At 51.6% G+C, this 23605-nt stretch carries 21 protein-coding genes and 1 tRNA gene; 9 read left to right on the top strand and 13 right to left on the bottom strand.

What is annotated here, in order from left to right:
* Positions 1 to 138: 138 nt before the first annotated feature.
* Both xanP and OGV85_RS02225 read left to right on the top strand, forming a co-directional pair.
* The gene (xanP, locus tag OGV85_RS02230) at positions 139 to 1530 is read left to right on the top strand and encodes a xanthine/proton symporter XanP (RefSeq protein WP_003024026.1); all 1392 of its coding nucleotides are present in this window, start codon (positions 139 to 141) and stop codon (positions 1528 to 1530) included.
* A gap of 121 nt (positions 1531 to 1651) precedes the next feature.
* Entirely contained in the window at positions 1652 to 3361 is a 1710-nt protein-coding gene (locus tag OGV85_RS02225) for an AsmA family protein (protein ID WP_061547426.1), read from the top strand.
* 42 nt (positions 3362 to 3403) lie between these two features.
* On the opposite strand, the gene OGV85_RS02220 is transcribed toward OGV85_RS02225, so the two are convergent.
* The 9 genes from OGV85_RS02220 to OGV85_RS02180 form a co-directional block, all read right to left on the bottom strand.
* Complete coding sequence (locus OGV85_RS02220) at positions 3404 to 4081, bottom strand: D-lyxose/D-mannose family sugar isomerase (protein ID WP_032937161.1); 678 nt, start codon at positions 4079 to 4081, stop codon at positions 3404 to 3406.
* Between the two features lie 49 nt (positions 4082 to 4130).
* A complete protein-coding gene (locus tag OGV85_RS02215) occupies positions 4131 to 4991 on the bottom strand; it encodes a ketose-bisphosphate aldolase (RefSeq protein ID WP_003024018.1) in 861 nt (286 codons plus the stop codon).
* A gap of 80 nt (positions 4992 to 5071) precedes the next feature.
* Entirely contained in the window at positions 5072 to 5923 is an 852-nt protein-coding gene (locus OGV85_RS02210) for a class II fructose-bisphosphate aldolase (protein ID WP_061547425.1), read from the bottom strand.
* 11 nt (positions 5924 to 5934) lie between these two features.
* Entirely contained in the window at positions 5935 to 7026 is a 1092-nt protein-coding gene (locus OGV85_RS02205; protein ID WP_061547424.1) for a PTS fructose transporter subunit IIC, read from the bottom strand.
* A 26-nt stretch (positions 7027 to 7052) separates the two neighbouring features.
* A complete protein-coding gene (locus OGV85_RS02200) occupies positions 7053 to 7373 on the bottom strand; it encodes a PTS fructose transporter subunit IIB (protein ID WP_003844521.1) in 321 nt (106 codons plus the stop codon).
* Between the two features lie 19 nt (positions 7374 to 7392).
* Positions 7393 to 7863, bottom strand: coding sequence for a PTS sugar transporter subunit IIA (locus tag OGV85_RS02195; protein ID WP_003024008.1), 471 nt, complete (start codon positions 7861 to 7863; stop codon positions 7393 to 7395).
* 26 nt (positions 7864 to 7889) lie between these two features.
* On the bottom strand, positions 7890 to 9443 hold the full coding sequence (locus OGV85_RS02190; RefSeq protein WP_048218846.1) for a BglG family transcription antiterminator: 1554 nt from the start codon (positions 9441 to 9443) through the stop codon (positions 7890 to 7892).
* Positions 9444 to 9764: 321 nt separating this feature from the next.
* Positions 9765 to 12083: an alpha-xylosidase gene (gene yicI, locus OGV85_RS02185; protein WP_061548505.1), complete on the bottom strand. Its 2319-nt coding sequence runs from the start codon at positions 12081 to 12083 to the stop codon at positions 9765 to 9767.
* 10 nt (positions 12084 to 12093) lie between these two features.
* On the bottom strand, positions 12094 to 13476 hold the full coding sequence (locus OGV85_RS02180; protein ID WP_048218848.1) for a glycoside-pentoside-hexuronide family transporter: 1383 nt from the start codon (positions 13474 to 13476) through the stop codon (positions 12094 to 12096).
* 290 nt (positions 13477 to 13766) lie between these two features.
* On the opposite strand from OGV85_RS02180, the gene OGV85_RS02175 reads away from it, so the two are divergent.
* Positions 13767 to 13861 (top strand) — tRNA-Sec (locus OGV85_RS02175).
* 161 nt (positions 13862 to 14022) lie between these two features.
* Positions 14023 to 15201, top strand: coding sequence for a tyrosine-type recombinase/integrase (locus tag OGV85_RS02170; protein ID WP_061548507.1), 1179 nt, complete (start codon positions 14023 to 14025; stop codon positions 15199 to 15201).
* A 51-nt stretch (positions 15202 to 15252) separates the two neighbouring features.
* On the opposite strand, the gene OGV85_RS02165 is transcribed toward OGV85_RS02170, so the two are convergent.
* The 4 genes from OGV85_RS02165 to sid all read right to left on the bottom strand — a co-directional run bounded on the left by OGV85_RS02165 (position 15253) and on the right by sid (position 19183).
* The gene (locus OGV85_RS02165; protein ID WP_247754239.1) at positions 15253 to 17244 is read right to left on the bottom strand and encodes an ATP-binding protein; all 1992 of its coding nucleotides are present in this window, start codon (positions 17242 to 17244) and stop codon (positions 15253 to 15255) included.
* Positions 17245 to 17614: 370 nt separating this feature from the next.
* Complete coding sequence (locus OGV85_RS02160) at positions 17615 to 18181, bottom strand: phage polarity suppression protein (RefSeq protein WP_061548433.1); 567 nt, start codon at positions 18179 to 18181, stop codon at positions 17615 to 17617.
* Between the two features lie 15 nt (positions 18182 to 18196).
* The gene (locus OGV85_RS02155) at positions 18197 to 18436 is read right to left on the bottom strand and encodes an STY4826 family bacteriophage gene regulatory protein (protein WP_000468231.1); all 240 of its coding nucleotides are present in this window, start codon (positions 18434 to 18436) and stop codon (positions 18197 to 18199) included.
* Between the two features lie 3 nt (positions 18437 to 18439).
* Positions 18440 to 19183 carry a capsid size-determining scaffold Sid gene (gene sid, locus OGV85_RS02150; protein WP_061548439.1) on the bottom strand — a complete coding sequence of 248 codons (744 nt, stop codon included), beginning with the start codon at positions 19181 to 19183 and terminating at the stop codon, positions 18440 to 18442.
* Positions 19184 to 19721: 538 nt separating this feature from the next.
* Here sid and OGV85_RS02145 point away from each other — a divergent pair.
* Genes OGV85_RS02145 through OGV85_RS02125 form a run of 5 tightly spaced genes read left to right on the top strand, consistent with a single transcriptional unit; the run spans position 19722 to position 23425 of the window.
* The gene (locus OGV85_RS02145) at positions 19722 to 19988 is read left to right on the top strand and encodes a helix-turn-helix transcriptional regulator (RefSeq protein WP_061548434.1); all 267 of its coding nucleotides are present in this window, start codon (positions 19722 to 19724) and stop codon (positions 19986 to 19988) included.
* Entirely contained in the window at positions 19985 to 20536 is a 552-nt protein-coding gene (locus OGV85_RS02140; RefSeq protein WP_023251666.1) for a host cell division inhibitor Icd-like protein, read from the top strand. Before OGV85_RS02145 ends, OGV85_RS02140 begins: the two co-directional genes overlap by 4 nt.
* Positions 20533 to 20760, top strand: a complete 228-nt coding sequence (locus tag OGV85_RS02135) for a hypothetical protein (RefSeq protein WP_061548435.1) — start codon at positions 20533 to 20535, stop codon at positions 20758 to 20760. The genes OGV85_RS02140 and OGV85_RS02135 overlap by 4 nt, the downstream gene beginning before the upstream one ends.
* The gene (locus OGV85_RS02130; RefSeq protein WP_061548436.1) at positions 20757 to 21077 is read left to right on the top strand and encodes a DUF5375 domain-containing protein; all 321 of its coding nucleotides are present in this window, start codon (positions 20757 to 20759) and stop codon (positions 21075 to 21077) included. Before OGV85_RS02135 ends, OGV85_RS02130 begins: the two co-directional genes overlap by 4 nt.
* 14 nt (positions 21078 to 21091) lie before the next feature.
* Positions 21092 to 23425, top strand: coding sequence for a primase-helicase zinc-binding domain-containing protein (locus OGV85_RS02125; protein ID WP_061548437.1), 2334 nt, complete (start codon positions 21092 to 21094; stop codon positions 23423 to 23425).
* Positions 23426 to 23605: the final 180 nt, after the last annotated feature.

The following is a 23605-nucleotide window of genomic DNA, read 5'->3' as shown; positions in this document are numbered from 1 at the left end:
TTAAGCAGAAAATGATGAAAAGTTATATAAAAATGTTTGTTTATCCGTTTTAAATATTAAGAATACCTGCTAGCAAACGTTTGCTTTTCCGCCCTGGTCAGATAAAATCACCGCTTTTCCACCATGGGATTGCCTCTGATGTCCGTTAACGCCGTAGAGTCAACAAATGCGCAACCGGTTGCGCAGACTCACAACAGTGAACTGATTTACCGTCTTGAAGATCGCCCCCCGTTAGCCCAGACCTTGTTTGCCGCCTGTCAGCATCTGCTGGCCATGTTCGTCGCGGTAATTACTCCCGCTCTGTTAATTTGCCAGGCGCTTGGTTTACCGGCTCAGGATACTCAACACATTATCAGTATGTCGCTGTTCGCCTCCGGCGTAGCTTCTATCATTCAGATCAAAGCCTGGGGGCCGGTAGGCTCAGGGCTGCTATCCATTCAGGGCACCAGCTTTAACTTTGTTGCGCCACTGATTATGGGCGGTACGGCGCTAAAAACCGGTGGCGCAGATGTCCCAACCATGATGGCGGCGCTGTTCGGTACGTTGATGCTGGCAAGCTGCACCGAGATGGTTATCTCACGCGTACTGCATTTGGCGCGGCGGATCATTACCCCATTGGTCTCAGGCGTGGTGGTGATGATTATCGGCCTGTCGCTGATTCAGGTGGGTCTGACATCGATTGGTGGTGGCTATGCCGCAATGAGCGACAACACCTTTGGTGCACCGAAGAATTTACTGTTGGCAGGCGTGGTACTGGCACTAATCATCCTGCTTAACCGTCAACGCAACCCTTACCTGCGTGTTGCGTCATTGGTGATTGCGATGGCGGCAGGCTATCTGCTGGCCTGGTTTATGGACATGCTGCCGCAAAATACCGCACCGGTAAGTCAGGACCTGCTAATGGTGCCAACGCCGCTGTATTATGGCCTGGGTATCGACTGGAGTTTACTGCTGCCACTGATGCTGGTCTTTATGATCACCTCGCTGGAAACCATCGGCGATATTACGGCCACCTCTGATGTCTCCGAGCAGCCGGTTTCTGGTCCGCTGTATATGAAACGCCTGAAAGGCGGCGTGCTGGCGAACGGCCTGAACTCGTTTGTTTCCGCTGTGTTCAACACCTTCCCGAACTCCTGTTTTGGGCAGAACAACGGGGTTATTCAGTTAACGGGCGTTGCCAGCCGCTACGTCGGTTTTGTGGTGGCGTTGATGTTGATCGCGCTGGGCCTGTTCCCGGCGGTTAGCGGTTTTGTACAGCATATTCCTGAGCCAGTACTGGGCGGGGCAACGCTGGTAATGTTCGGTACTATCGCCGCATCCGGCGTGCGTATTGTGTCCCGCGAGCCACTGAACCGCCGCGCGATTCTGATTATCGCGTTGTCGCTGGCCGTCGGCCTGGGCGTCTCCCAGCAGCCGTTGATCCTGCAGTTCGCCCCGGACTGGGTGAAAAACCTGCTCTCTTCCGGCATTGCCGCAGGCGGTATTACCGCTATCGTTCTGAACCTGGTGTTCCCACCAGAAAAGCAATAAGCAAACTGCGGCGTTGATTCTGAATCAACGCCGCTGTAACGCTCTTTCACCATTCCCGCCTTGAGCATTGCGTCTAAATCGTGCATAACTTGACTATGTGCACTTCGCGGGATGGAAGACCATGAAATTTATTGGAAAGCTGCTTCTTTACGTGCTGATCGCCCTTGCAGTGGCGATCCTCGGCCTTTATTTTCTACTGCAAACCCGCTGGGGCGCAGAGCACGTCAGTGCCTGGGTTTCACAGAACAGCAGCTACCATCTGGCCTTTGATGCCATCGATCACCGGTTTTCTTCCCCTTCCCATATTCTGCTGGAAAACGTCACCTTTGGCCGGGATGGTCAGCCCGCCACGCTGGTCGCCAAAACGGTCGATATTGGACTCAGTAGCCGCCAAATCACCGACCCGCTGCACGTAGACACCATTTTGTTGCAAAACGGCACACTGAATCTTTCCCAGCAAACCGCGCCGTTACCGTTTCAGGCCGATCGTCTGCAATTGCAGGATATGGCGCTTAACAGCCCCGGTAGCGAGTGGAACCTCAGCGCCCAACGCGTTAACGGCGGCGTCATTCCCTGGAGCCCTGAGGCAGGTAAAATTCTCGGCAGCAAAGCGCAAATTCAGCTCAGCGCCAGTTCGTTGACGCTCAACGATGTCCCGACCACCAACGTCTTGATTGAAGGCAGCATTGACCATGACCGGGTGACGCTTAGCAATATTGGCGCAGACGTGGCGCGTGGAGCATTAACCGGCGTAGCGCAACGCAATGCCGACGGGAGCTGGGTAGTGGAGAATCTGCGCCTGAACGATATCCGGCTGCAAAGCGACAAATCGCTGGCCGACTTTTTTGCCCCGATAAGCACCATTCCTTCCCTGCAAATTGGTCGTCTGGAAGTAACGGATGCCCGTCTGCAAGGCCCCGACTGGGCGGTGACGGATCTCGATCTGAGCTTGCGCAACATGACCTTCAGCAAGGACGACTGGCAAACTCAGGAAGGAAAATTGTCGATGAACGCCAGCGAGTTTATCTACGGCTCTCTGCACTTCTTCGATCCGATTCTGAACGCCGAGTTCTCACCCCAGGGCATTGCGCTGCGCCAGTTCACCACCCGCTGGGAAGGCGGTATGGTCAGAACATCCGGAAACTGGCTACGCAGCAACAAAGCGATGGTCCTCGATGATGCCGCTATTGTCGGTCTGGAATACACGCTGCCGGAAAACTGGAAGCAGCAGTGGATGAAACCTCTGCCAACATGGCTAAACAGCCTGACGCTGAAGAAATTCAGCGCCAGCCGCAATCTGGTAATTGATATCGACCCGAGTTTCCCGTGGCAGCTCACCGCGCTTGACGGTTACGGCGCTAACCTCGGGCTGGTACAGAACAATCAGTGGGGGATCTGGAGCGGGAGCGCCACCCTCAACGCCGCTGCTGCTACCTTTAACCGCACGGATGTACGTCGTCCTTCGCTGGCGCTGACGGCGAACAACAGCACCATCAATATCAGCGAACTGAGCGCCTATACGGAAAAAGGGCTGCTGGAGGCCACCGCCAGCATTTCGCAGTTGCCTCAGCGTCAGGCTCAGATCAGCCTGAACGGACGCGGCGTGCCAATGACGATCCTGCAGCAGTGGGGCTGGCCCGCACTGCCGCTTTCCGGCGATGGTAATATTCAGCTTACCGCCAGCGGCAATATTCAGGCCGATGCGCCGCTCAAGCCAACGGTCAGCGGGCAACTGCATGCGGTGAACGTGGAGAAACAGCAGGTCACGCAGACTATGCAGGCGGGTGTGGTTTCAGGGAGTGAAGTCACAGCACCACCACCTGCGCAATAATTTATTGCCCGGTGGCGCTTCGCTTACCGGGCTTACTCACGCTCATAAACGAATATATTCACTGCACAACAGCCACTTCACCGGCTCATCCTCTTCAATCGCCGGGAAGCGACCGCCAGGTTCCAGAAAGTGGTTGTCATGCTGGTCGTCATTGACCATCGAGATTTCCCAGCCCAGCACGAACGCCTTCTCCGCCCAAAAGCGATGATACAAGCGCGGCGGCAGGCACACCCCCTGTCCCGGTTTCAATACCAGCGTCTCGCCAGCGTCAACGGTACGCCGCTGACCATCGACGCTAACTTCAACAATACGCCGTGCGTCATACCCGTCATCAGGCGTGGCCCATGCCAGCTGCATACATAAGTCACCGCCGCCGCGATTCACGATATCTTCCATTTTATGGCGATGAAAATGCCATGGCGTTTGCTGATCCTGCTGAATTTGCAGCATCTTTTCGGCGTACGGTTTGGGGTAATCCGCTGACCCCATCAGACCATTGCGCAACGTCAGTAACGTCAGTCCCGTTTGCGCAAAATCTCCACGCCCAAAGTCGGTAATATCCCAGCCCAGCTGGAGATCGCGCACTTCACGCCACAGAGATTGATCCTGTTGCCGCCAGGCATCGATCGTAAAATACGCAAAATCAGGCAGACAGACCCGAAAAGTCTCGGCGATGGCATGCGCTTTATCGACGGCATAATTAATATGTGAACGCTTCATTCCACTTTTCCTTGTTGCGAAAGAGGCGGGTCGCCCCGCCTGCATGCCGTTAGTAAAGTGATGCTTTGCCGGTTGAACCGAACAATTTCATTTTGTGGCGGATCACGTCCCGCGCGGCGCTAATGGCTTCTGGGTAGATTACGTTCGGGTCCCACCAGGTTTCTTTTGCCAGGATTTCGCGGACTTTCTGGAAGTAGGCATATTTCATATCGCTGGAAATGTTGATTTTGCCAACACCCAGCGTGACGGATTCGGCAATTTCCGCATCCGGGTTCGCGGAACCACCGTGCAGCACCAGCGGAATATCCACACGCCCGGCGATGTCGCGCAGGATATTCATTTGCAGCTCTGGCTGCATCCCTTTCGGGTAGATCCCGTGCGCGGTTCCAATCGCCACCGCCAGCGTGTCTGCACCGGTTCGGGCGATAAAATCCTCTGCCTGAGCAGGATCGGTATAAGTAACCTTCGACACGCCGCCTTCCACTGACGTCCCGGTCTGACCAATCGTACCCAACTCCCCTTCCACAGAAACACCTACCGCATGCGCCAGCTTGACCACTTCGCGGGTCAGCGCCACGTTCTCTTCATACGGCAGCAGCGAGCCATCAATCATCACCGAGGTAAACCCACACTGAATCGCCCGCAGCACATGCTCAACCGAAGCGCCGTGGTCCAGATGCAGAGTAAAGGGAACCGGGCTACGCAGAGTGATATCACGGACGTAGCTAAAAAACGCATCGCCGACAAAATCATGTTCACTGGGGTGAATAGAGATAATCGCCGGGGTATTGGTCGCTTCCGCTTCCTCCACTACTGCACGTACAAAGCAGCTGTCCGCCACGTTGAATGCGCCGATAGCAAAACCGTGCTGACGAGTAGGTTGCAGTAATTCTTTCATCGAAACTAACATGTTAATTCTCCAGTTTCAGGGTGTAGAAAGCCCTGCCAGTGCGTCATCGCAGAGGCATAGAAGGCGTTACAGAAAATGAATCAGGCTTTGCCGATAGCGCCGCTGGCCTGCAGGTACGGAATAATGGCTTCCTCGCAGGCCTGCTCCATCAGGGCCAGGGCATCAACGAGCTCACCGGATGTGTCACGACACAGGGTATGCAGTAGCGCAGCCTTTCCGGCTTCGAAAACCGCCGCACCAACGTTTATCTTGGCGACGCCAAACATCGGACAGCGCTGTAGCTGATCAAACGGCGTCCCGCTGCCGCCATGCAGCGCCAGAGGTACCGTTGATAACCGGGCAATTTCCTCCAGCCGCTGGAAATCAATGGCTGGCGTAACGCCCGGCGCGTACATGCCGTGCGCCGTACCCACCGACACCGCCAGCAAATCGATCCCGGTCTGTTGGATAAAGGGTTCCACGTCGGCGGCCTGAGTCATCAAATCAGCGTTAGCGGCATGGTCATAGCGCGGAGCATCGGCCAGATGGCCCAGCTCGCCTTCCACGCACAAAGAAACGCTGGCTGCGAGCTCAACCACTGCACGGGTCTGGCGAATATTCTCCTCCAGCGCAAAAGCGGAGGCATCGATCATTAACCCGCTGAATCCGGCGCGAAAAGCCTGACGAATGCGTACAGGATCCTTTCCATGATCCAGCGCCAGCGCGACCGGTACTGAGGCTTCCTCTGCCAGCGTTTTGACAACCGCAGCCGCTATCGGGGCCGGAAAATGCTCCAGATGCCCCTGATACAGATTCAGAATGATGGGCGCACGGTGTTTCTCTGCCACCCGAACCGCCGCGCGGGCGCTTTCCAGGTTCATGCAGTTAATGGCCAGCAGCGCGTACTGCTCGCGCCAGGCTTTCGTCACCATGCTTTTCATATCGGCAAACATACGGCCTCCGGTTATTCCAGGGTGAAGGTGATCTCTTCGTCTTTCAGTTTTTGATCGCTGAGTTCATCAAACTCTTCGTCACGCTCGGTCACCTGTTTCTTCCACAGCGACAACATGACACCGCAAATCACTGTGCCGATCCCCAGCGCCAGGCAAAACAGCAGCGGATGCGTAAAGAGCGGAACCACAAACATGCCGCCGTGCGGTACCGGGCTTTCGACACCCCACACCATAATCAGGCCGCCCGCAATCGCCGAGGCCACCACGCAGGAGCTCACCACACGCAACAGGTCGCGCGCCGCAATCGGAATGACCCCTTCGGTAATCATGCAGATCCCCATCGGGAATGCGGCCTTCAGCGCCTCACGTTCCGCACGGGTGTACTTGTGACGCGTCAGCAGGAAAGAGAGCGTAATGCCGAACGGAGGGATCATCGAGCCAACAAACTTCACCGCTTCCGGACCGTACACACCGCTGACCAGCATGCCGTCAGCAAACAGCGACATGGTTTTATTCACCGGTCCGCCGAAGTCGAATGTCGCCATCGCACCGAGGATAGCGCCCATCAGAAAGCGGGATCCGCCCTGCATGGACTCCAGCAGATGAATCAACGCGTCCTGCAGCCAGGCTATCGGCTTGCCAATCAGCGTCATCATCAACAGGCCGCCAATGACGGTACTCAGTACCGGCAACACCATGATGGGCATCAGCCCCTGCATCGACTGTGGCAAACGGATATAGCGCTTAAGTAGCAGTACGGTATAACCGACCAGGAACCCGCCCAGCATCCCGCCGATAAAACCGGTATGAATTTCGCCGCAAACAAAGCCGACAATCAGGCCCGGCGCAAATCCGGGACGATCGGCAATGGAGTACGCAATCGCCGCACTAATCAGCGGTACGATTAACCCCATCCCCCAGCCGCCAATCTGGTTGAGCATCCAGGGTATGGTTCCTGTTTTTTCACCCACGTTAGTGCCGCCAAGTATTTGCCCGAGAGCAATACAGATCCCGGCGGCGACAATTAACGGGATCATCCACGAAATCCCCGTTAATAAATGTCTTTTTATTTCCTGAGATAGCGGAATTTTATTTTCACTCATGTGAAACCCCTCCAGAATGAGGATCGCTACTGGTTATTATTAACTAATGATTTTTCGACCTTTTCAAGAAACTGAATGGGCGATTTTATGACGATTTCGGTTTTCACTCGCACGATGCGTTTATTTGAAAATCGTTCCTCTCCTTTTATTTTGACATCGACAGCAAGAATTACGACATCAGCTGCAGAAATATCCTCTGTCAGCAGTTCGTTCTCCGTGCCGATAGTTCCCTGGGTTTCAACTCTTATATTATGACCAAGCGCTTTAGCACCTTTAATTAGCTTCTCACGGGCAATATAGGTGTGCGCAATACCCGCCGTACAGGCGGCAACACAAACAATATTCATAACATGCTCCACTTTTTATTTAGCAGACATTGGATTCAGCATATTGGCTAAAAAGCTCAATAATTTTCTGTGGACTGCTTTCGACTAACAGTTGTTCAATAATGTCGTCATCCGCCAACGCGCCGGCAACCTGCGAAAGCAGACGAATATGTGTAGTGTTTTGATCTTCAAGACGTACGGCAAACAGAATGATGCAGCGCACGTTGCTACCATCCAGGGTTTCCCAAGGAATATCCTGGCGGGTACGCCCAATTGCCAGCGTGGTATTGACCACTGCCGAGGATTTCCCATGCGGGATCGCAATATGATTTTCGAAGCCGGTCGAGCCTTCTGATTCACGCTGCCAGACATCCTGAATAAACGTTTCCCGACAGCTAATTGCCCCATCTTTCTGCAGAATATCCGTCAGTTCCTCAATAGCCTCCGTTTTGTTTGTGGCCTTCATGTCCAAAATAACGCGATTTGTATTGAGTATTTTCGTGATGTCCATCAATCATACCTCATGGAGTTCAGACATTAATTTTCGACGACCAGCGACGTCGCCCGATGTAATTTTTCCGTAATAACCGTTTCTGTTACCCGCTTAATATCTGCATCATTGAAAAAGGCGGTGACATACACGACCGGCATAGCAACAGCAGGTAAATTTATCGTCGATACCACCAGTTCAATATCGTCAGTCATTACGGAGGGCAGGCTGCCTGCCGATACCACGCCGACGATAGTCCAGTCCGGAAAGGCGCGCAGAATACGGCTTTTGAGTAAGTGAGAGGTGCCAATACCGGTTGAGCAGACCAGCAGCACACGCTTACGCGCTATCTGCCGCTCCATTGCGGCTTGAAAATGCACGGTTAAATATCCCACCTCATCATCCGACACGGGCCGCTCGCCCCAACCGCTAAACACCCGATTCACCGCGCACTGGGTCAGACGCCACACGTCCTGCAACTCGCCTTTAATATCCTCCAGCAGCGGATTACGAATGCGGATCTGGTAGTTCAGGCGGTTAATCAGCGGCTTAATGTGGATCAGCAATCCGTCATACAGCGCCGTGTCCTGGCTAAGATCGCTGTCGACCATCTCGGCAAAGGAGGCAATCAACCGATGGGTAATCAAACGCGCTTCGTCGCTAGAGTGCATATGGCCAATCACGCTCACGTCGTTATGCTCTTCAATTACCACGCCGGAAGAGATAATGTATTGATAAATAAACCAGACTTCGTCTTCCGGCAGCGGGTGGGCAATGCGTTTTTCAATATGCTGAATCATCCGGCTGGCAATGGAAAAAATATTCTCGTCACATGAGGTGATATTTTCATCTTTTCTCGGCAGCGCATTGCCCCGCGTGATGCGGTACATCATGATCAAAATATGGGTAAAGATATTGACGTAATAAGGCTCGCCCAGAGACCAGCACAGGTCGTTCTCCATTTCCTGCAATAACGTCTGGACAAATAAAACATCTTCTTCGCCAAAGTAATGCACTAAGGCTTTATAACTGCCCGGGTCAAGGCGTGAATAAACCACGTTACCAGGTTCATTATGGTTAATCACGCCGTTAATCAGCGACGCCATCGCCTGGCGCACACCGCTCTCGCTGCCTTCGATATGCGTGCCGCTCTGACTGCGAATCAACGACAGGCCCAGTGGGGTAATCCAGGATTCAATTACTTTCAGATCATTAACAATCGATGCGCTACTAATGAAATAACGTTCGGATAATTTACTGATCGACGTTTCATGCGGCGTTTCGCTTAATAATTGTGAGGCTATCTTGACTCGCCGTGAATTATTCATCATGCCGTCAGTATCATCACCCTCCGATCCTAATAACTGGTCCATATATAAAAGGTCGGTAATATTATCGGAACTTAATATCACCCCAGCACCAGCACGTTTATCGATGGTTATTTTCCATTCTGATAACCATGGTTCCAGTAAGCGCAGATCGCGCTGCACAGTTTTCTCTGAAACAGATAAATACTCGGCAATTTTCAGCAGCGTGACATATTCCTTCTTAGACAGAAGAAATTTTAATAATCTGTTTTGTCGCGAGGTAATCATTTGCATTATTTACCCTTATCACACACCAGATTAAATAGCTAAAGAAGCGCTTATGCTCCACGTGTAATCCGTGATGATAAATATAAGAGGTCTACGATGCGCCAACAATACTAAATCGTGTCCAGTAATCCGGACAGAAATAAGACAAAAAGAGGAAATAGTGAGATATTTACGGCGCAGATCACATTTTTCGCGGGAATCAGAGTGATACCGCTCGCAAATATGCAGAGATAAAAATTTAATTCAGGATTTTTGGATTCTCAGATCTGGAATGCTGCTCGCAGCGTGGGCCGGATAAAACGCATCCGGCACCACGTCGACACATGCTTACAAGGTAATCGTCAGCTCACTGCCCTGTGGAGTAATAACTACACCCAGCTCGCTGCCCATATGCGACCCGCATTTAATGCCGCCAATTTTCTGAATATTTCGCAGGCACAGCGTCCAGTTACGTGCCTCACCGTTCCCTTTCACAGTGATGGTATTACCTACACGCGTCGCCTTCAGCGTGAAGATAACCGAGCCGTCCATCGCAGGCACTTCACACACCGCTTCCCGGCCCTCCTGCAGATGGAACAGCTGGAACGCGGTTCCTTCATGCCAGGCGTAGTCCGGCTTCTGGTTATTGCTGCCCAGCGCCAGCAGGGTGTTCTCACGCACGTAGACTGGCAGGCTCAGGAAGTCATGCTGCTGTTTATGCCAGCGGCTACCAGACACCTCGTCGTTACGCCACAGATGCGTCCAGCGTCCTTTCGGCAGGTAAAACTGTACATCGCCCGCCTCGCTAAACACCGGCGCAACCATCACGCTATCGCCCAGCATGTACTGGCGGTCGAGGTAATCACATGCCGGATCGTCCGGGAACTCCAGCATCATTGCGCGCATCATCGGCGTTCCGAGCTCATTGGCGCGCGCCGCTTCGCGATACAGGTACGGCATCATGCGGCATTTCTGCTCGGTGAAATGGCGCACCACATCGCAGGATTCGTCATCGTACGCCCACGGCACACGGTAGGATTTGCTCCCGTGCAGACGACTATGGCTGGAGAGCAGCCCGAACGCACACCAGCGCTTGTAGACGTGCGCTGGGGCGGTATTCTCAAAGCCGCCAATATCGTGACTCCAGAAGCCAAAGCCGGACAGACCAATGGACAACCCGCCGCGCAGGCTTTCGGCCATCGATTCATAGTTGGCATAGCAGTCGCCGCCCCAATGCACCGGAAACTGCTGCGCGCCGACCGAAGCTGAACGGGCAAACAGCACCGCCTCTTCTTCACCGACAGTCTCTTTCAGCACGTTCCACACCAGTTCGTTGTAGATGTACGCATAATGGTTGTGCATTTTCTGCGGATCGGCACCGTCAAACCACTGAACGTCAGTAGGAATGCGTTCACCAAAGTCAGTTTTGAAGCAGTCAACGCCGATATCCACCAGACCTTTCAGCTTGTTGGCATACCACTCACAGGCTTGCGGATTAGTGAAGTCATAAATCGCCAGGCCCGGCTGCCATTTATCCCATTGCCACAGGGAACCATCCGGCCGCTTGAGCAGATAGCCCTTCTCTTTCAGCTCGTTGAAAATCGGTGATTTTTGCCCGATATACGGGTTGATCCACACGCAAACCTTCAGCCCTTTCTCTTTCAGGCGGCGGATCATGCCTTCCGGGTCCGGGAAGGTCAGCGGATCCCACTCAAAGTCGCACCACTGGAAGGCTTTCATCCAGAAGCAGTCAAAGTGGAAAACGTGCAGCGGCAAGTTGCGCTCGGCCATCCCGTCAATAAAACTGTTGACCGTCGCTTCGTCATAATTGGTGGTGAACGACGTGGTCAGCCACAGGCCGAACGACCAGGCAGGCGGCAGCGCGGGACGGCCAGTGAATTGGGTATAACGGTTCAACACGTCCTTCGGCGTTGGGCCGTCAATAACGAAGTATTCCAGATACTCGCTTTCCACGCTGAACTGCACTTTCGACACTTTCTCAGAGCCGATTTCAAACGACACGCACTGCGGATGGTTCACCAGTACGCCGTAGCCGCGGTTAGTGATATAGAACGGGATGTTCTTGTAAGATTGCTCGGTGCTGGTGCCGCCGTCGCGGTTCCAGGTTTCTACCGTTTGCCCGTTACGCACCAGTGCGGTAAAGCGTTCGCCCAGACCATATACCGTTTCCCCGACACCGAGATCCAGGCGCTCAAACATATAGTTACGCCCGCTGTGAGTATCCTGCACGTAGCCGTTATTTTTCAGCTGACTGCCGGTAATACGTTCGCCGTTACGCAGGAAGTCCAGCGACCAGAACTCACCTTTAGTCACGCGCACGCTCAAGTTACCGCTCTTCAGCTCAGCAAATTCGGCGGTGTTGTGCATCTCGACCTTCACATCCTGCAGCACATTTAGCGGGTAATGCGGACCGGTATCCAACGCCCCCTGGAAGTGCTCCATACGCACACCCACCACGCCTTCCTGCGGTGAGAAAAAGCGCAGGGTGAAGAGTGGAGTATCCAGTTGCCAGGTACGTTCGCGCACATCGCGCGGCGCAACGTAGACAATCATCTCGTTACCCTGCTGTTCGACCTCGAATACCTGAATCGGGTTAATCACGTTCAGACCGGGCTGAATCAGCCAGTTTCCATCGCTAATTTTCATTGTCGGTTCCTTAGTTCTGTAATTCTTTCGTCGTAAAATCCTGCTGATTGCGGCGCGCACCCTGAGCCAATTGATTCATGATTTCAGTCAGATACGGCGTTTTCAGGGTATAGAAGCGTTTGGCAATCACGGCACTCAGCAGGTAGCAAATAGCCGGGACAATAGTGAACAGCCCGATGATGATGCTAATGGTGGCGCTGTTCTGGGTTTTCGCTGCGGCGTCGTAGCCCCCGCCTGCCAGCATCCAGCCGATCAGCGCCCCGCCGAGCGCCAGACCCAGCTTGAGCACGAACAGCGTGCCCGCAAAGCTGATCCCCGTCAGACGTTTTCCGTTGCACCACTCGCCGTAATCCACGGTGTCGGACATCATTACCCACTGAATTGGCGTCACGAGCTGATGCAGTACGCCAATCACGAAGATGAAGACGAACATAGTGATGTTGGCGTGCATCGGTACGAAGAACATCGCCAGACTGACGACCGCCAGCGCGGCGTTGGTCCACCAGAAGACGCTGACTTTGCATTTCCAGTCAGTCAGCGGTTTTGCCAGCGCAGAGCCGATCAGGTTGCCGACGCAATAGGTGGTGAGGAAGGCGACAAACACTTCTGGCGTGCCCAGAATCCAGGTGACGTAATACATCATCGCCCCGCCGCGTACGCAGACGGCCAGGATGTTGAGGATGGTCAGCATGCCGACGATGCGCCATTGATCGTTCTGCCAGATGTCGCGCAGGTCTTCACGCATCGAGGTGGTACTCGGCGGCGCTTCCACGCGTTCTTTGGTGGTGAAAAAGCAAAACGCCAGCATCAGGAAGGCCACAACCGAGAGCACGGCAATCCCGCCCTGAAAGCCGAACGCTTTATCCTCGCCGCCAATCAGATCCACCAGCGGCATCATCAGCACGGTGGAGAGCATGCCGCCCGCCGTCGCCAGCACAAAGCGCCATGATTGCAGGGAGATACGCTGCGTGGGGTCATTGGTGATCACGCCGCCCAGCGCACAGTAGGGAATATTCACCACGGTATAAAGCAGGGTCAGCAGCGTGTAGGTGATTGCGGCATAAATCATTTTGCCGTTCAGACTGAGATCTGGCGTACTGTAGGCCAGCACACACACCAGACCAAACGGCAGCGCGCCAAACAGCACCCACGGGCGGAATTTCCCCCAGCGCGAGCGGGTGCGGTCGGCCAGCAGCCCCATACAAGGGTCTGAGATGGCATCCAGCGCGCGGGCCAGCAGGAACATGGTGCCGACAAATCCGGCCGGAATACCAAAAATATCGGTATAGAAGAACATCATATATAACATGACGTTATCGAAGATAATGTGGCTCGCCGCATCGCCCATTCCGTAGCCAATCTTCTCTTTAACGGACAAAATCTCACTTTTCATTACGCATCCTTGTTAGCACTTTCACACACACTGATACCGGTTACAGTTCTTGTAAACCATCCCTGTGAGCGCGGGTATTCCGATATCTCGTTATCAAATTACGATTCTTGTTTTCTGTGATCAGAGTTGCGTCGAAAAATGTGATGAAATGTAACTACCGGATTTATTGAGGATTTATATGAAACCGATCATGGCAAGACAAAAGGGAAGTTAAAAAAGTGAGTGAGGGGGTGTGGAAACCCCAGGAAGTAGCTATAATGCGCCCCGCCTCCATGTAGCAATCGAGGCGCGGAAGATCGTCATCTCCGGTGAGGTGGCTGGACTTCAAATCCAGTTGGGGGCGCCAGCGTTCCCGGGCAGGTTCGACTCCTGTGATCTTCCGCCAAAATTCCTCCGTCACCATCCGAGAAAGTCTAAAAATCCTTTATTTTCAAAGCAAATAGTAAATCACTCATCCGTAACCGTCCGACAAGATCTCCCTGAATCCATGAAAAATATGTATAGTGATGTGTATAGATTTTTTATACACATTTTTGGCTTATACACATGGCACTTACAGATATACAAATCAAACGATCAAAGCCCCAAGACAAGCCATACACATTGAACGACGGGCAAGGCCTGTCATTGCTTATCAATCCCGATGGCTCGAAGGGATGGCGTTTCCGTTTCCGCTTTGCCGGAAAAGCGCGGTTAATGTCATTTGGTAGCTACGACCTTGTGAGCCTCGCAGAAGCACGAGAGAAACGAGATACGGCCCGTAAGCAAGTCGCAAATGGCATTGATCCGGTCGAAGAACGTAAAGCCCAAAAGCTGGCACAGCAACTCTCAACAGAGAACTCATTCGAAGCCATATGTCGAGAATGGCAGGCCAACAAAGCTGACCGCTGGACAGTGGCCTATCGCGAAGAAATCATTAAGACATTCGAGCAAGATGTGTTCCCGTTCATTGGTAAACGCCCAATCAGTGAAATCAAACCGTTAGAACTGCTTGAAGTATTGAGACGAATAGAGAAGCGTGGAGCACTAGAGAAGACCAGAAAAGTGCGCCAAAGATGCGGCGAGGTCTATCGCTATGCAATCATAACTGGTCGCGCAGAATATAATCCTGCTCCTGATTTGGCTATTGCTTTGGCCGTTCCGAAGCAAAAGCATCATCCATTTTTATCCGCTGAAGAGTTACCTTATTTTATTCGGGATCTTGAAGCGTATACCGGCAGCATCATCACTAAGAATGCGACAAAAATCGTCATGCTGACCGGTGTACGAACCCAAGAGATGCGCTTTGCTACATGGGATGAGGTTGATCTTGAGAAAAGTATATGGGAAATACCAGCAGAACGGATGAAAATGCGTAGGCCTCACATTGTTCCTTTATCTACTCAGGTAATTGAGCTATTTAAGCAGCTCAAACCTATTACCGGCCATTATCCCTACATTTTTATTGGTAGAAATAATCGTAGTAAACCGATCTCTAAAGAAAGTGTGTCGCAGGTTATTGAATTACTGGGCTACAAAGGACGTGCGACAGGTCACGGATTCAGACACACAATGTCAACGATCTTACACGAACAAGGATTTGCAAGTGCGTGGATTGAAATGCAGCTTGCACATGTAGATAAGAACAGCATTCGTGGAACATACAATCATGCACAATATATTGAAAATCGAAAAATGATGTTGCAATGGTATAGTGATCTCCTATTAACAACAGATATAATATAATTATTATATGCTAACATATTGCATCAGTATTTCACCGATGCAATATGCATATTATTTACTTAAGTTACCTTGTAATTCTGAAACAATTTCTTTCGAACATATTTCACCAAGTTCTAAGCTATCTCTTTCTAATTTCAATTTATCAAGCATAAATCTATTAGTGAGCTCGAAGCCATCAAAAATGGTATACCAGTTTTTAACGTAGCGCTTCATCCTAGGATCATCCCCAACTAATCCCATATCACCTTTTTGTATATGTGAATTCAATCTACTTTCTATTTCGAAACTATCTTTAGATATTTTACGACCTATAAGTATGAGTTCAAAATGCAAATTTTGACTACTAAACCCCGGATGTCTTTGAATTATTGCCGCATAATCATCAAGCTGTCTTAGATGTTTTATATTTAATGAAATACTTGGTCTTTTTATCTCAATGATAATGCATTTGTAATATGGGTTACCATTGGAATCAAGGGCTGGATACTTTCTGGCTAAAAATAGATCTGTCTGCCGTTTTGAACCAGCTAATTCTGCCTCATTCTCAACATCATCTTCATCAATATCGTTGATATGTTTAACACTATTCCTTAATTCTAATGCTATTTTGGTAAATGTATCTTCCTCAGCCCCGATAGTTTCATAGCGTTCACCGAACAACCATGTGTTGTTTTCAATTATTTTTTGAAGATCTGGAGTCTCTCTTATTTCCTTATAATGATGATCCATTAAATAACGAAGTTTGTCCACTACAAGCCTTCTTTTTTGTAGTTCTTCAATCGCGCTAATTATATTATCGAGTTTTGTAATTCTTAATTGATTAGAAAGTTTTGATAAACCCTCTTTACTCAAATCTAAAACGCTTTCAAGTATATTAAATAAATCCTCATTATTATTTGATGAAGATAGTTTATCTAATAGCCTTACAAAAACCTTTCTTTGTTTTGTATTCAAATTATCGAGCATGGCTGGCTCGGCTATATATATATCACGAACGATAGCCTTGATATTATTCAAGCGCCACTCAGCATATTTAGGATCTGAGTATTCGCTATAAGAAGGGAATACTCCCTCTTGTTGATAACGCTCTAAAGTTTCGTCAATTTTCTTTTGAAGGAAATCATCATATATCTTTTTTGATAATCCCCAAACAAATTTTATGACATCTTTCCAAACTTTTGAGTCAGCATTATACTTAGCATCTGAAAATATATCATCGCCTTTATTACTAAAATTATCAGCCCAGTCAGAACTGACGAATATAGAAAGGTAGAAATCTTTTTTCTGATTAAATTTACTTGGAACTTCGTGAACTTTTTTACCCTGCGAATTTACCAAATATACATACGATCTTTCTTTAGAGGGTTTTTCATCCCATCGGAGAGCCTTGATTGAAAATGGATTTCCATCAAATTCTTTTTCTAATGAGTGAGAATCATGTTCTGGTGCCGTTATAACAACTCCATTATAAGATAACGTTATCTGCTCGTTCAGTGCTAAGTGACAGCAAAACTCACTCTGTAATCTTTTTATTATTTCATTATCACTTGGTAAATCATTATGAAAATGATTCAACATGACACATGTGCCACTTTTTTGTCCGATTAATGTTGTATGCTGCTCTTGATACGGAATATTAATATAAGCTTGATAATTTTTAAGATCAGCATCATCAATTTCTATTTTAGCATTTATATCGTTATATTTAGTAAACCATATAGCTTGATGACTGAGCTTATGAAATGCAAGCCTTCCTCTTCCTTGTGAACCATGTAATTCAATATTATCTTTTTTTAGTGAATCATCAAATCTATTAAAGTTCAAATCAAAGTTATTAAAGTCTATACCATCACCATCATCAAGAATATAAACTGATGACAGGCCACCTAAATCAGTTCTACGCACCTCAATAGTGACATTCCGAGCTTTGGCATCAAATCCATTCCATGCTAGCTCAACAATACACTGAAATGGCTCGCAACTTTTAAATCTCTTTTTTATGCCAACATCATTTATATTAGTTTCGCCACTTATTATCTGCATGGTAATGTCCTTTTTTGCAATAATGCTGGTATCTGCTCATCTGGTTTATTCATTTCTAATGCAAACACTATATCTTTTACAACCATTTATACAATATACATGTTGCCCGACAAATGCGGTCAAAGTATACCTGCCACCAAGAAATGTACGAAACTAAAATTACCCAGCTTGCGCGCAATGCTCTCCCCGCCACGCCTGCCCGCTTTATAGGGTAGTTTTCATGCAGGTGCATGAACCGGCTCAGGCCGCACCGGTACTGGCGTGGTAGGGGAAATAAAATACGGGGATTTGCATGCAAAACCATGCACCTTATGGATGCATGGCTTTTTTCGGGAAAAATAGCGGAATTTTCGGGGTTTTTTTTTGCGTGCTACCGTGCGGCCAGTTCTGCACGTCGGCGGGTGTAAATCAGGTTCTGTGCCGGGGTGAATTTCTGGCGATTATCATCCCGCGAAGCCGCATCAGGCCTGAATCCGATGGCCGTTAAAATGTCGCTGTCCTGCGCGGAATAATTAATTTTTTCACCGGCGGCCAGCCACACCGACAGGGCTTCACGCAGATAATCAACCGAGTGCTGCATGGCGCTCTGTTTTACTGCGGGAAGCTGTTCGTGATATCCCATCAGCTCAGGTGCCAGCGTGGCGGCCAGCTCCGCGCCGTGCTGCTGCATAAAGTCATGGAGCCGGTTGCGGATGCTGATATGCTGCACCTCCTCATGTGAGCGGATATAGCGACCGGCGGCCTGATTAATCTCCCATTTTTTCACATCGATATTGTCGCGTAAATCCTGCATTCTGCGCAGAATTTGTTCGTCACCGGCAAAGAGCTTTTCACGGTATTCCCGTTCAAGGTCTGCCAGTTCGGCTTTACGTTTCAGCCAGGTGTTTTTGTTCGTCTGACAGGCCTCAAAGGCCTGCTGTATGGTCACAGTGGTCACGAGTCTCTCTCCTGATTAATGCCGGAACGGCGAGCTGTAGCAGCCCTGTACTTTACGCGGCGGCGGTGGCGTCACCGGGGCAGGGTCGGTTTTCTCCGGTGCGGCACGTATCACACCGTCAACCGACTCGATGGTGCGGAAAGTGGCCGAACATTCGATATTGGTACACTGGTGATAACGCTGTTTGACGTTTTCCGACAGATACCGGCTGGTACGGACGTGCGCGGTCTTTTTGCAGAACGGGCAGTGAAACATGATTCAGCCCTCTGCCTGTTCGTGGGATTTTTCGGCCAGTTCAGCGGCAAGCTTCATCCGTCTGGCCGGGCTTCTTAACAGCGCCATATCAACCCCGGTTATGACCGGGCGATTCATGCCGGTTACGGACAGGACCGGCTCCTGCTCCATATCAAAATGATACAGAGCTGACTGCAGATTCAGGGCATCACCCAGCTCACGAGTCACGGTCGCACGCGGCGAGGTTTCTCCGCTCATTTCCAGCGACCGTATACGCAACAGAAAGGCACGTAACAGTGCGGGGCTGATACCGGCCAGCGCCTTCTTCCACTCGCTGTTGGCGTAAGTGGTGAACGCTTTTTCATGGGCGCTGATATAAGCAGTACCGGAGGAGCATGCTCCAAGCATGGCGTGGCTTTTGTCTTTCTCCAGCTCGGTAATCAGACCGGTGAACTCATCAGCCAGTTCGCGGCTGGCGATACGTTTACTGTGTTCAGCTTTCAGTTCAGGAGTGAGGTTGCCGCGCAGAGTTCGAAAGCGGCTGCGCCAGTCCTGTTCGGCCTGTGCACTTTCACTGAGGGCGGTCTGTCGCTCCTGCTCACAACGCTGAATGGAAGCCTCAATGTCGCTGAGTTTACCCATGCTGGCCGTGTGTGCGTCTTTTGCTTCGTTAAGTGCGGCCAGCGCACCGGCAATACGTTGTTCCGCGCCTTCATCCTGTTTACTGATAACGGTCTGCATGGCTTTGATAATGAGTTCGGGTTTCATGTTCAGGTTCTCCGTGTGTTCAACCTGAAATGATTCTGACGCCTCCTGCACAACAACACGATTCATTGCCGTTGTCAGAGTGCTGGCACAAACAGACCTTAAAATCAGGCTGGCCAGAGAAAGGTTGCAGGAAGAGCTTACTCACCATTTGTTTTTTTTACTTATAACTATTCACCACTGTTCACCTCAAATAAAAAGATAAATAATACAGTAAGTTAAATGGTGAACAGTTGAGGCTCTGACTGTTCACCGTCTGTTCACCACTGTTCACCCTCTTGTTTTGCTCTGGCTATATCATCTAGACTTTATTTCGATTAAAAATGAAAAATATATAACTAAAAGAAATAGAAATTGCTGCATTGTAATGCAGTGATTTGCATATGTTTGCCAGCGTTTGCCTTTGTTTGCCATAGCGAAAAGTCAATGTTTGTTTCCCCGAAAATCTCACATGACCTGAGGGAAAATATAGACATAATAAGGAGCTACCCGAAGCCGGACGGACACGACCGGCACTGTATGGACTTTGTGAGGTAGCCCGATGCACACCGCTTTTTCTTCCCCGTCTTTTGCCCCTGCCGCACCGCTGATGCCGGTTTCTGATACCGTTCACGAGCGCTTTATCCGTCTGCCCGAAGTGATGCATCTGTGCGGCCTGTCCCGCTCGACCATTTACGACCTCATCAGCCGGGAAGCCTTCCCGAAACAAATCTCCCTCGGCGGAAAAAATGTGGCGTGGGCGCAGTCTGAAATCACTGCATGGATGGCGGATCGCATTGCCGAACGTAACCGGGGCTATGACGCATGATGATGACCGTTCAGCAAACAGCCCCTTTTTCTGGCTTGCTTCTTTTCGCCGTTTCCAGGTATAGTTTTCCCGCTGTCGCAAAATCGGCAGCCGGGCGTAGGAACCCGAGTTACTCAATGGCGACACCGGACGCGCCATGCGTCTTTTTTTACGTCGTTGCTCAGGCACACCCATTTTTCGGGCTGTGGTGTTTACACCTTAGCCCCTGTCAGATAATGGTGATCCGGGCGGGGCAGCCTTCGGGCTGGCCGGTATTCATTGAGGCCGGTATTCCTACCCCCGTTCGGGTCACCACCCATGAGCGTAGGAACTCCGGTGGTGGCAATAACCGCTACTCAATGGAGGTTGCCACTATGGCTACGACCCTCACCCCGTCACACCCGCAATTTGTCTTTGTGTTTGCTGCTGTTCGTCGCGCAGACCGTACCCCTCGTATTTGTATGCTCCGCACCGTTGCCGGTGATGAGCACGCCGCACGCCTTTCTCTCGTTCGCGATTACGTTCTCTCGTTTGCTGGCCGTCTGCCGGTTGCGGAGGTTCGCGCATGAGACACACCACCATTACCGCCCGTGACCTCGAATGTCTGGAGCATATGCGCAATGTTGGCCAGCTCGTCGGCGACCTGATGCAGGTGCACGATTGCGCCACCGTTCGTCGTGACCCGGCGCAGCAGTTACAGCTCACCTCTGTGATTTACCTCATGACCGCCCAGCTCGACGGCGTGGTCGAACGCTGCAATCAGCAGTGGCTGACCGGGGAGGGTAACGTATGAAACAGCCATTACCGCCCGTATTACGCGCCGCGCTGTATCGTCGCGCCGTGGCCTGTGAATGGCTGACCCTGTGCGAACGCCAGCACCGCTACCCGCACCTCACCCTCGACGCGCTGGAAAGCGCCATTGCCGCCGAGCTGGAGGGCTTTTACCTGCGCCAGCACGGCGAGGAAAAAGGTCGCCAGATTGCCTGTGCACTGCTGGAAGATTTAATGGAAGCCGGACCACTCAAAGCCGCGCCGTCGCTGTCCTTTTTCGGGCTGGCCGTGATGGATGAGCTTTGCGCCCGTCATATCACCGCACCGGTACTGCACTGAGGGAGAAAACAACGATGAAAATGAACGTAACAGAAACGGTAAAACAGGCGTGCGGCCACTGGCCGCGCATTCTCCCTGCGCTGGGTGTGAAAGTGATTAAAAACCGCCATCAGTCCTGCCCGGTATGCGGCGGCTCTGACCGTTTCCGCTTTGACGATAAAGAAGGGCGCGGGACGTGGTTCTGCAATCAATGCGGCGCGGGTGACGGGCTTAAGCTGGTAGAAAAAGTGTTTGGCGTGACTCCCTCAGAGGCCGCCGGGAAGGTGAACGCCGTGACCGGCAATCTGTCGCCGGTTGCCCCGGAAGTGATTGCGGCCGAAGAGGCCGAAACTGTGGCCGGCCGCAAAGCGGCGGCCGCGCTGGCCGTCAGGCTCATGGAGAAAACCCGACCGGCCACCGGCAACGCCTACCTCACCCGCAAGGGTTTCCCCGCTCTGGAATGTCTGACGCTCACCGTCATGCATAAAACCGGCGGCGTGACGTTCCGCGCCGGGGATGTGGTTGTCCCGCTGTATGAGGATACCGGCGCACTGGTTAACCTTCAGCTTATCAATGCTGACGGTCTCAAACGCACCCTGAAAGGCGGTCAGGTCAAAGGGGCATGTCATGTCATCGAAGGGAAAAAACAGGCCGGAAAACGCCTGTGGATTGCGGAGGGGTATGCGACCGCGCTCACTGTACATCACCTGACCGGGGAAACCGTCATGGTGGCGCTGTCCTCCGTGAACCTCCTTTCTCTGGCGAGCCTTGCCCGTCAGAAATATCCGGCCTGTCAGATTGTCCTCGCCGCCGACCGTGACCTTAACGGCGACGGCCAGAGTAAAGCCGCTGCGGCCGCAGACGCCTGTGAGGGCGTTGTTGCCCTGCCGCCGGTGTTCGGTGACTGGAATGATGCGTTTATACAGTACGGCGAGGAAGCCACGCGCAAAACTATTTATGACGCCATCCGGCCACCGGCGCAAAGTCCGTTCGACACCATGAGCGAGGCGGAATTTACCGCCATGAGCGCCAGCGACAAGGCTTTGCGGGTCCATGAGCATTACGGCGAAGCGCTGGCGGTGGATGCGAACGGCCAGCTCCTGTCCCGCTATGAAAACGGCATCTGGAAAAATATCCCTGCTGCCACTTTCTCACGAAATGTGGCTGACTTATTCCAGCGTCTGCGCGCCCCGTTCTCGTCGGGGAAAATTGCTTCGGTGGTAGAGACCCTGAAACTGATTATTCCGCAGCAGGACACACCGGCGCGCCGTCTGATTGGTTTTCGCAACGGGGTACTCGATACCCAAAGTGGCCTGTTCAGCCCGCACCACAAATCGCACTGGCTGCGCACGCTGTGCGATGTGGATTTTACCCCGTCGGTGGAAGGCGAAATGCTGGAAACCCACGCGCCGAACTTCTGGCGCTGGCTCGACCGGGCGGCCGGTAAAAATCCACAAAAGCGCGACGTGATTCTGGCTGCGCTGTTTATGGTGCTGGCGAACCGTTACGACTGGCAGCTCTTTCTCGAAGTCACCGGTCCGGGTGGCAGCGGCAAAAGTATACTGGCCGAAATCGCGACCCTGCTCGCCGGAGAGGATAACGCCACGTCAGCCGACATCGACACGCTGGAAGACCCGCGCAAGCGTGCCTCCCTGATTGGCTTCTCGCTTATCCGTCTGCCAGACCAGGAAAAATGGAGCGGTGACGGTGCAGGGCTTAAGGCCATCACCGGCGGTGATGCGGTCTCGGTTGACCCGAAATACCAGAATCCGTACTCAACGCATATTTCGGCGGTGATTCTGGCCGTGAACAATAACCCGATGCGCTTCACCGACCGCAGCGGCGGCGTCTCCCGTCGCCGGGTGATTATTCATTTCCCGGAGCAGATTGCCCCGGAGGAACGCGACCCGCAGCTCAGGGATAAAATTGCGCGTGAGCTGGCCGTGATTGTGCGCCAGCTTATGCAGAAATTCAGCGACCCGATGGCAGCGCGCGCACTGCTCCAGTCGCAGCAGAACTCCGACGAGGCGCTCAGCATCAAGCGTGATGCTGACCCGACGTTTGATTTTTGCGGCTATCTGGAAATGCTCCCACAGACCAACGGGATGTTTATGGGGAATGCCAGCATCATCCCGCGTAATTATCGTAAATATCTCTATCACGCTTATCTGGCCTATATGGAGGCTAACGGGTACAGGAACGTGCTCAGCCTGAAAATGTTCGGGCTGGGGCTGCCCATGATGCTGAAAGAGTACGGCCTGAATTATGAGAAACGACACACCAAGCAGGGGATACAGACCAACCTGTCGCTGAAAGAGGAAAGCTACGGCGACTGGCTGCCGAAGTGCGACGAACCCGCAGCAACATAACCTCACTCAGACCGGCAGCAGCCGGTCTTTTCCTTTCTGGCCATTGCCACAAGGTGAACAATCCACTGTTCACCCATCACCATCTGTTCATCACTTAACAGAATGAAATTATTACATAAAAACGAATGGTGAACAGAGTGAACAGTTAATGCGAAAAAAACTATTGTCCTTCATTCTACA

Source organism: Citrobacter sp. Cf132, from assembly GCF_030333885.1.
Lineage (GTDB): Bacteria > Pseudomonadota > Gammaproteobacteria > Enterobacterales > Enterobacteriaceae > Citrobacter > Citrobacter freundii.
This window is presented reverse-complemented; position numbering and strand designations above follow the sequence as displayed.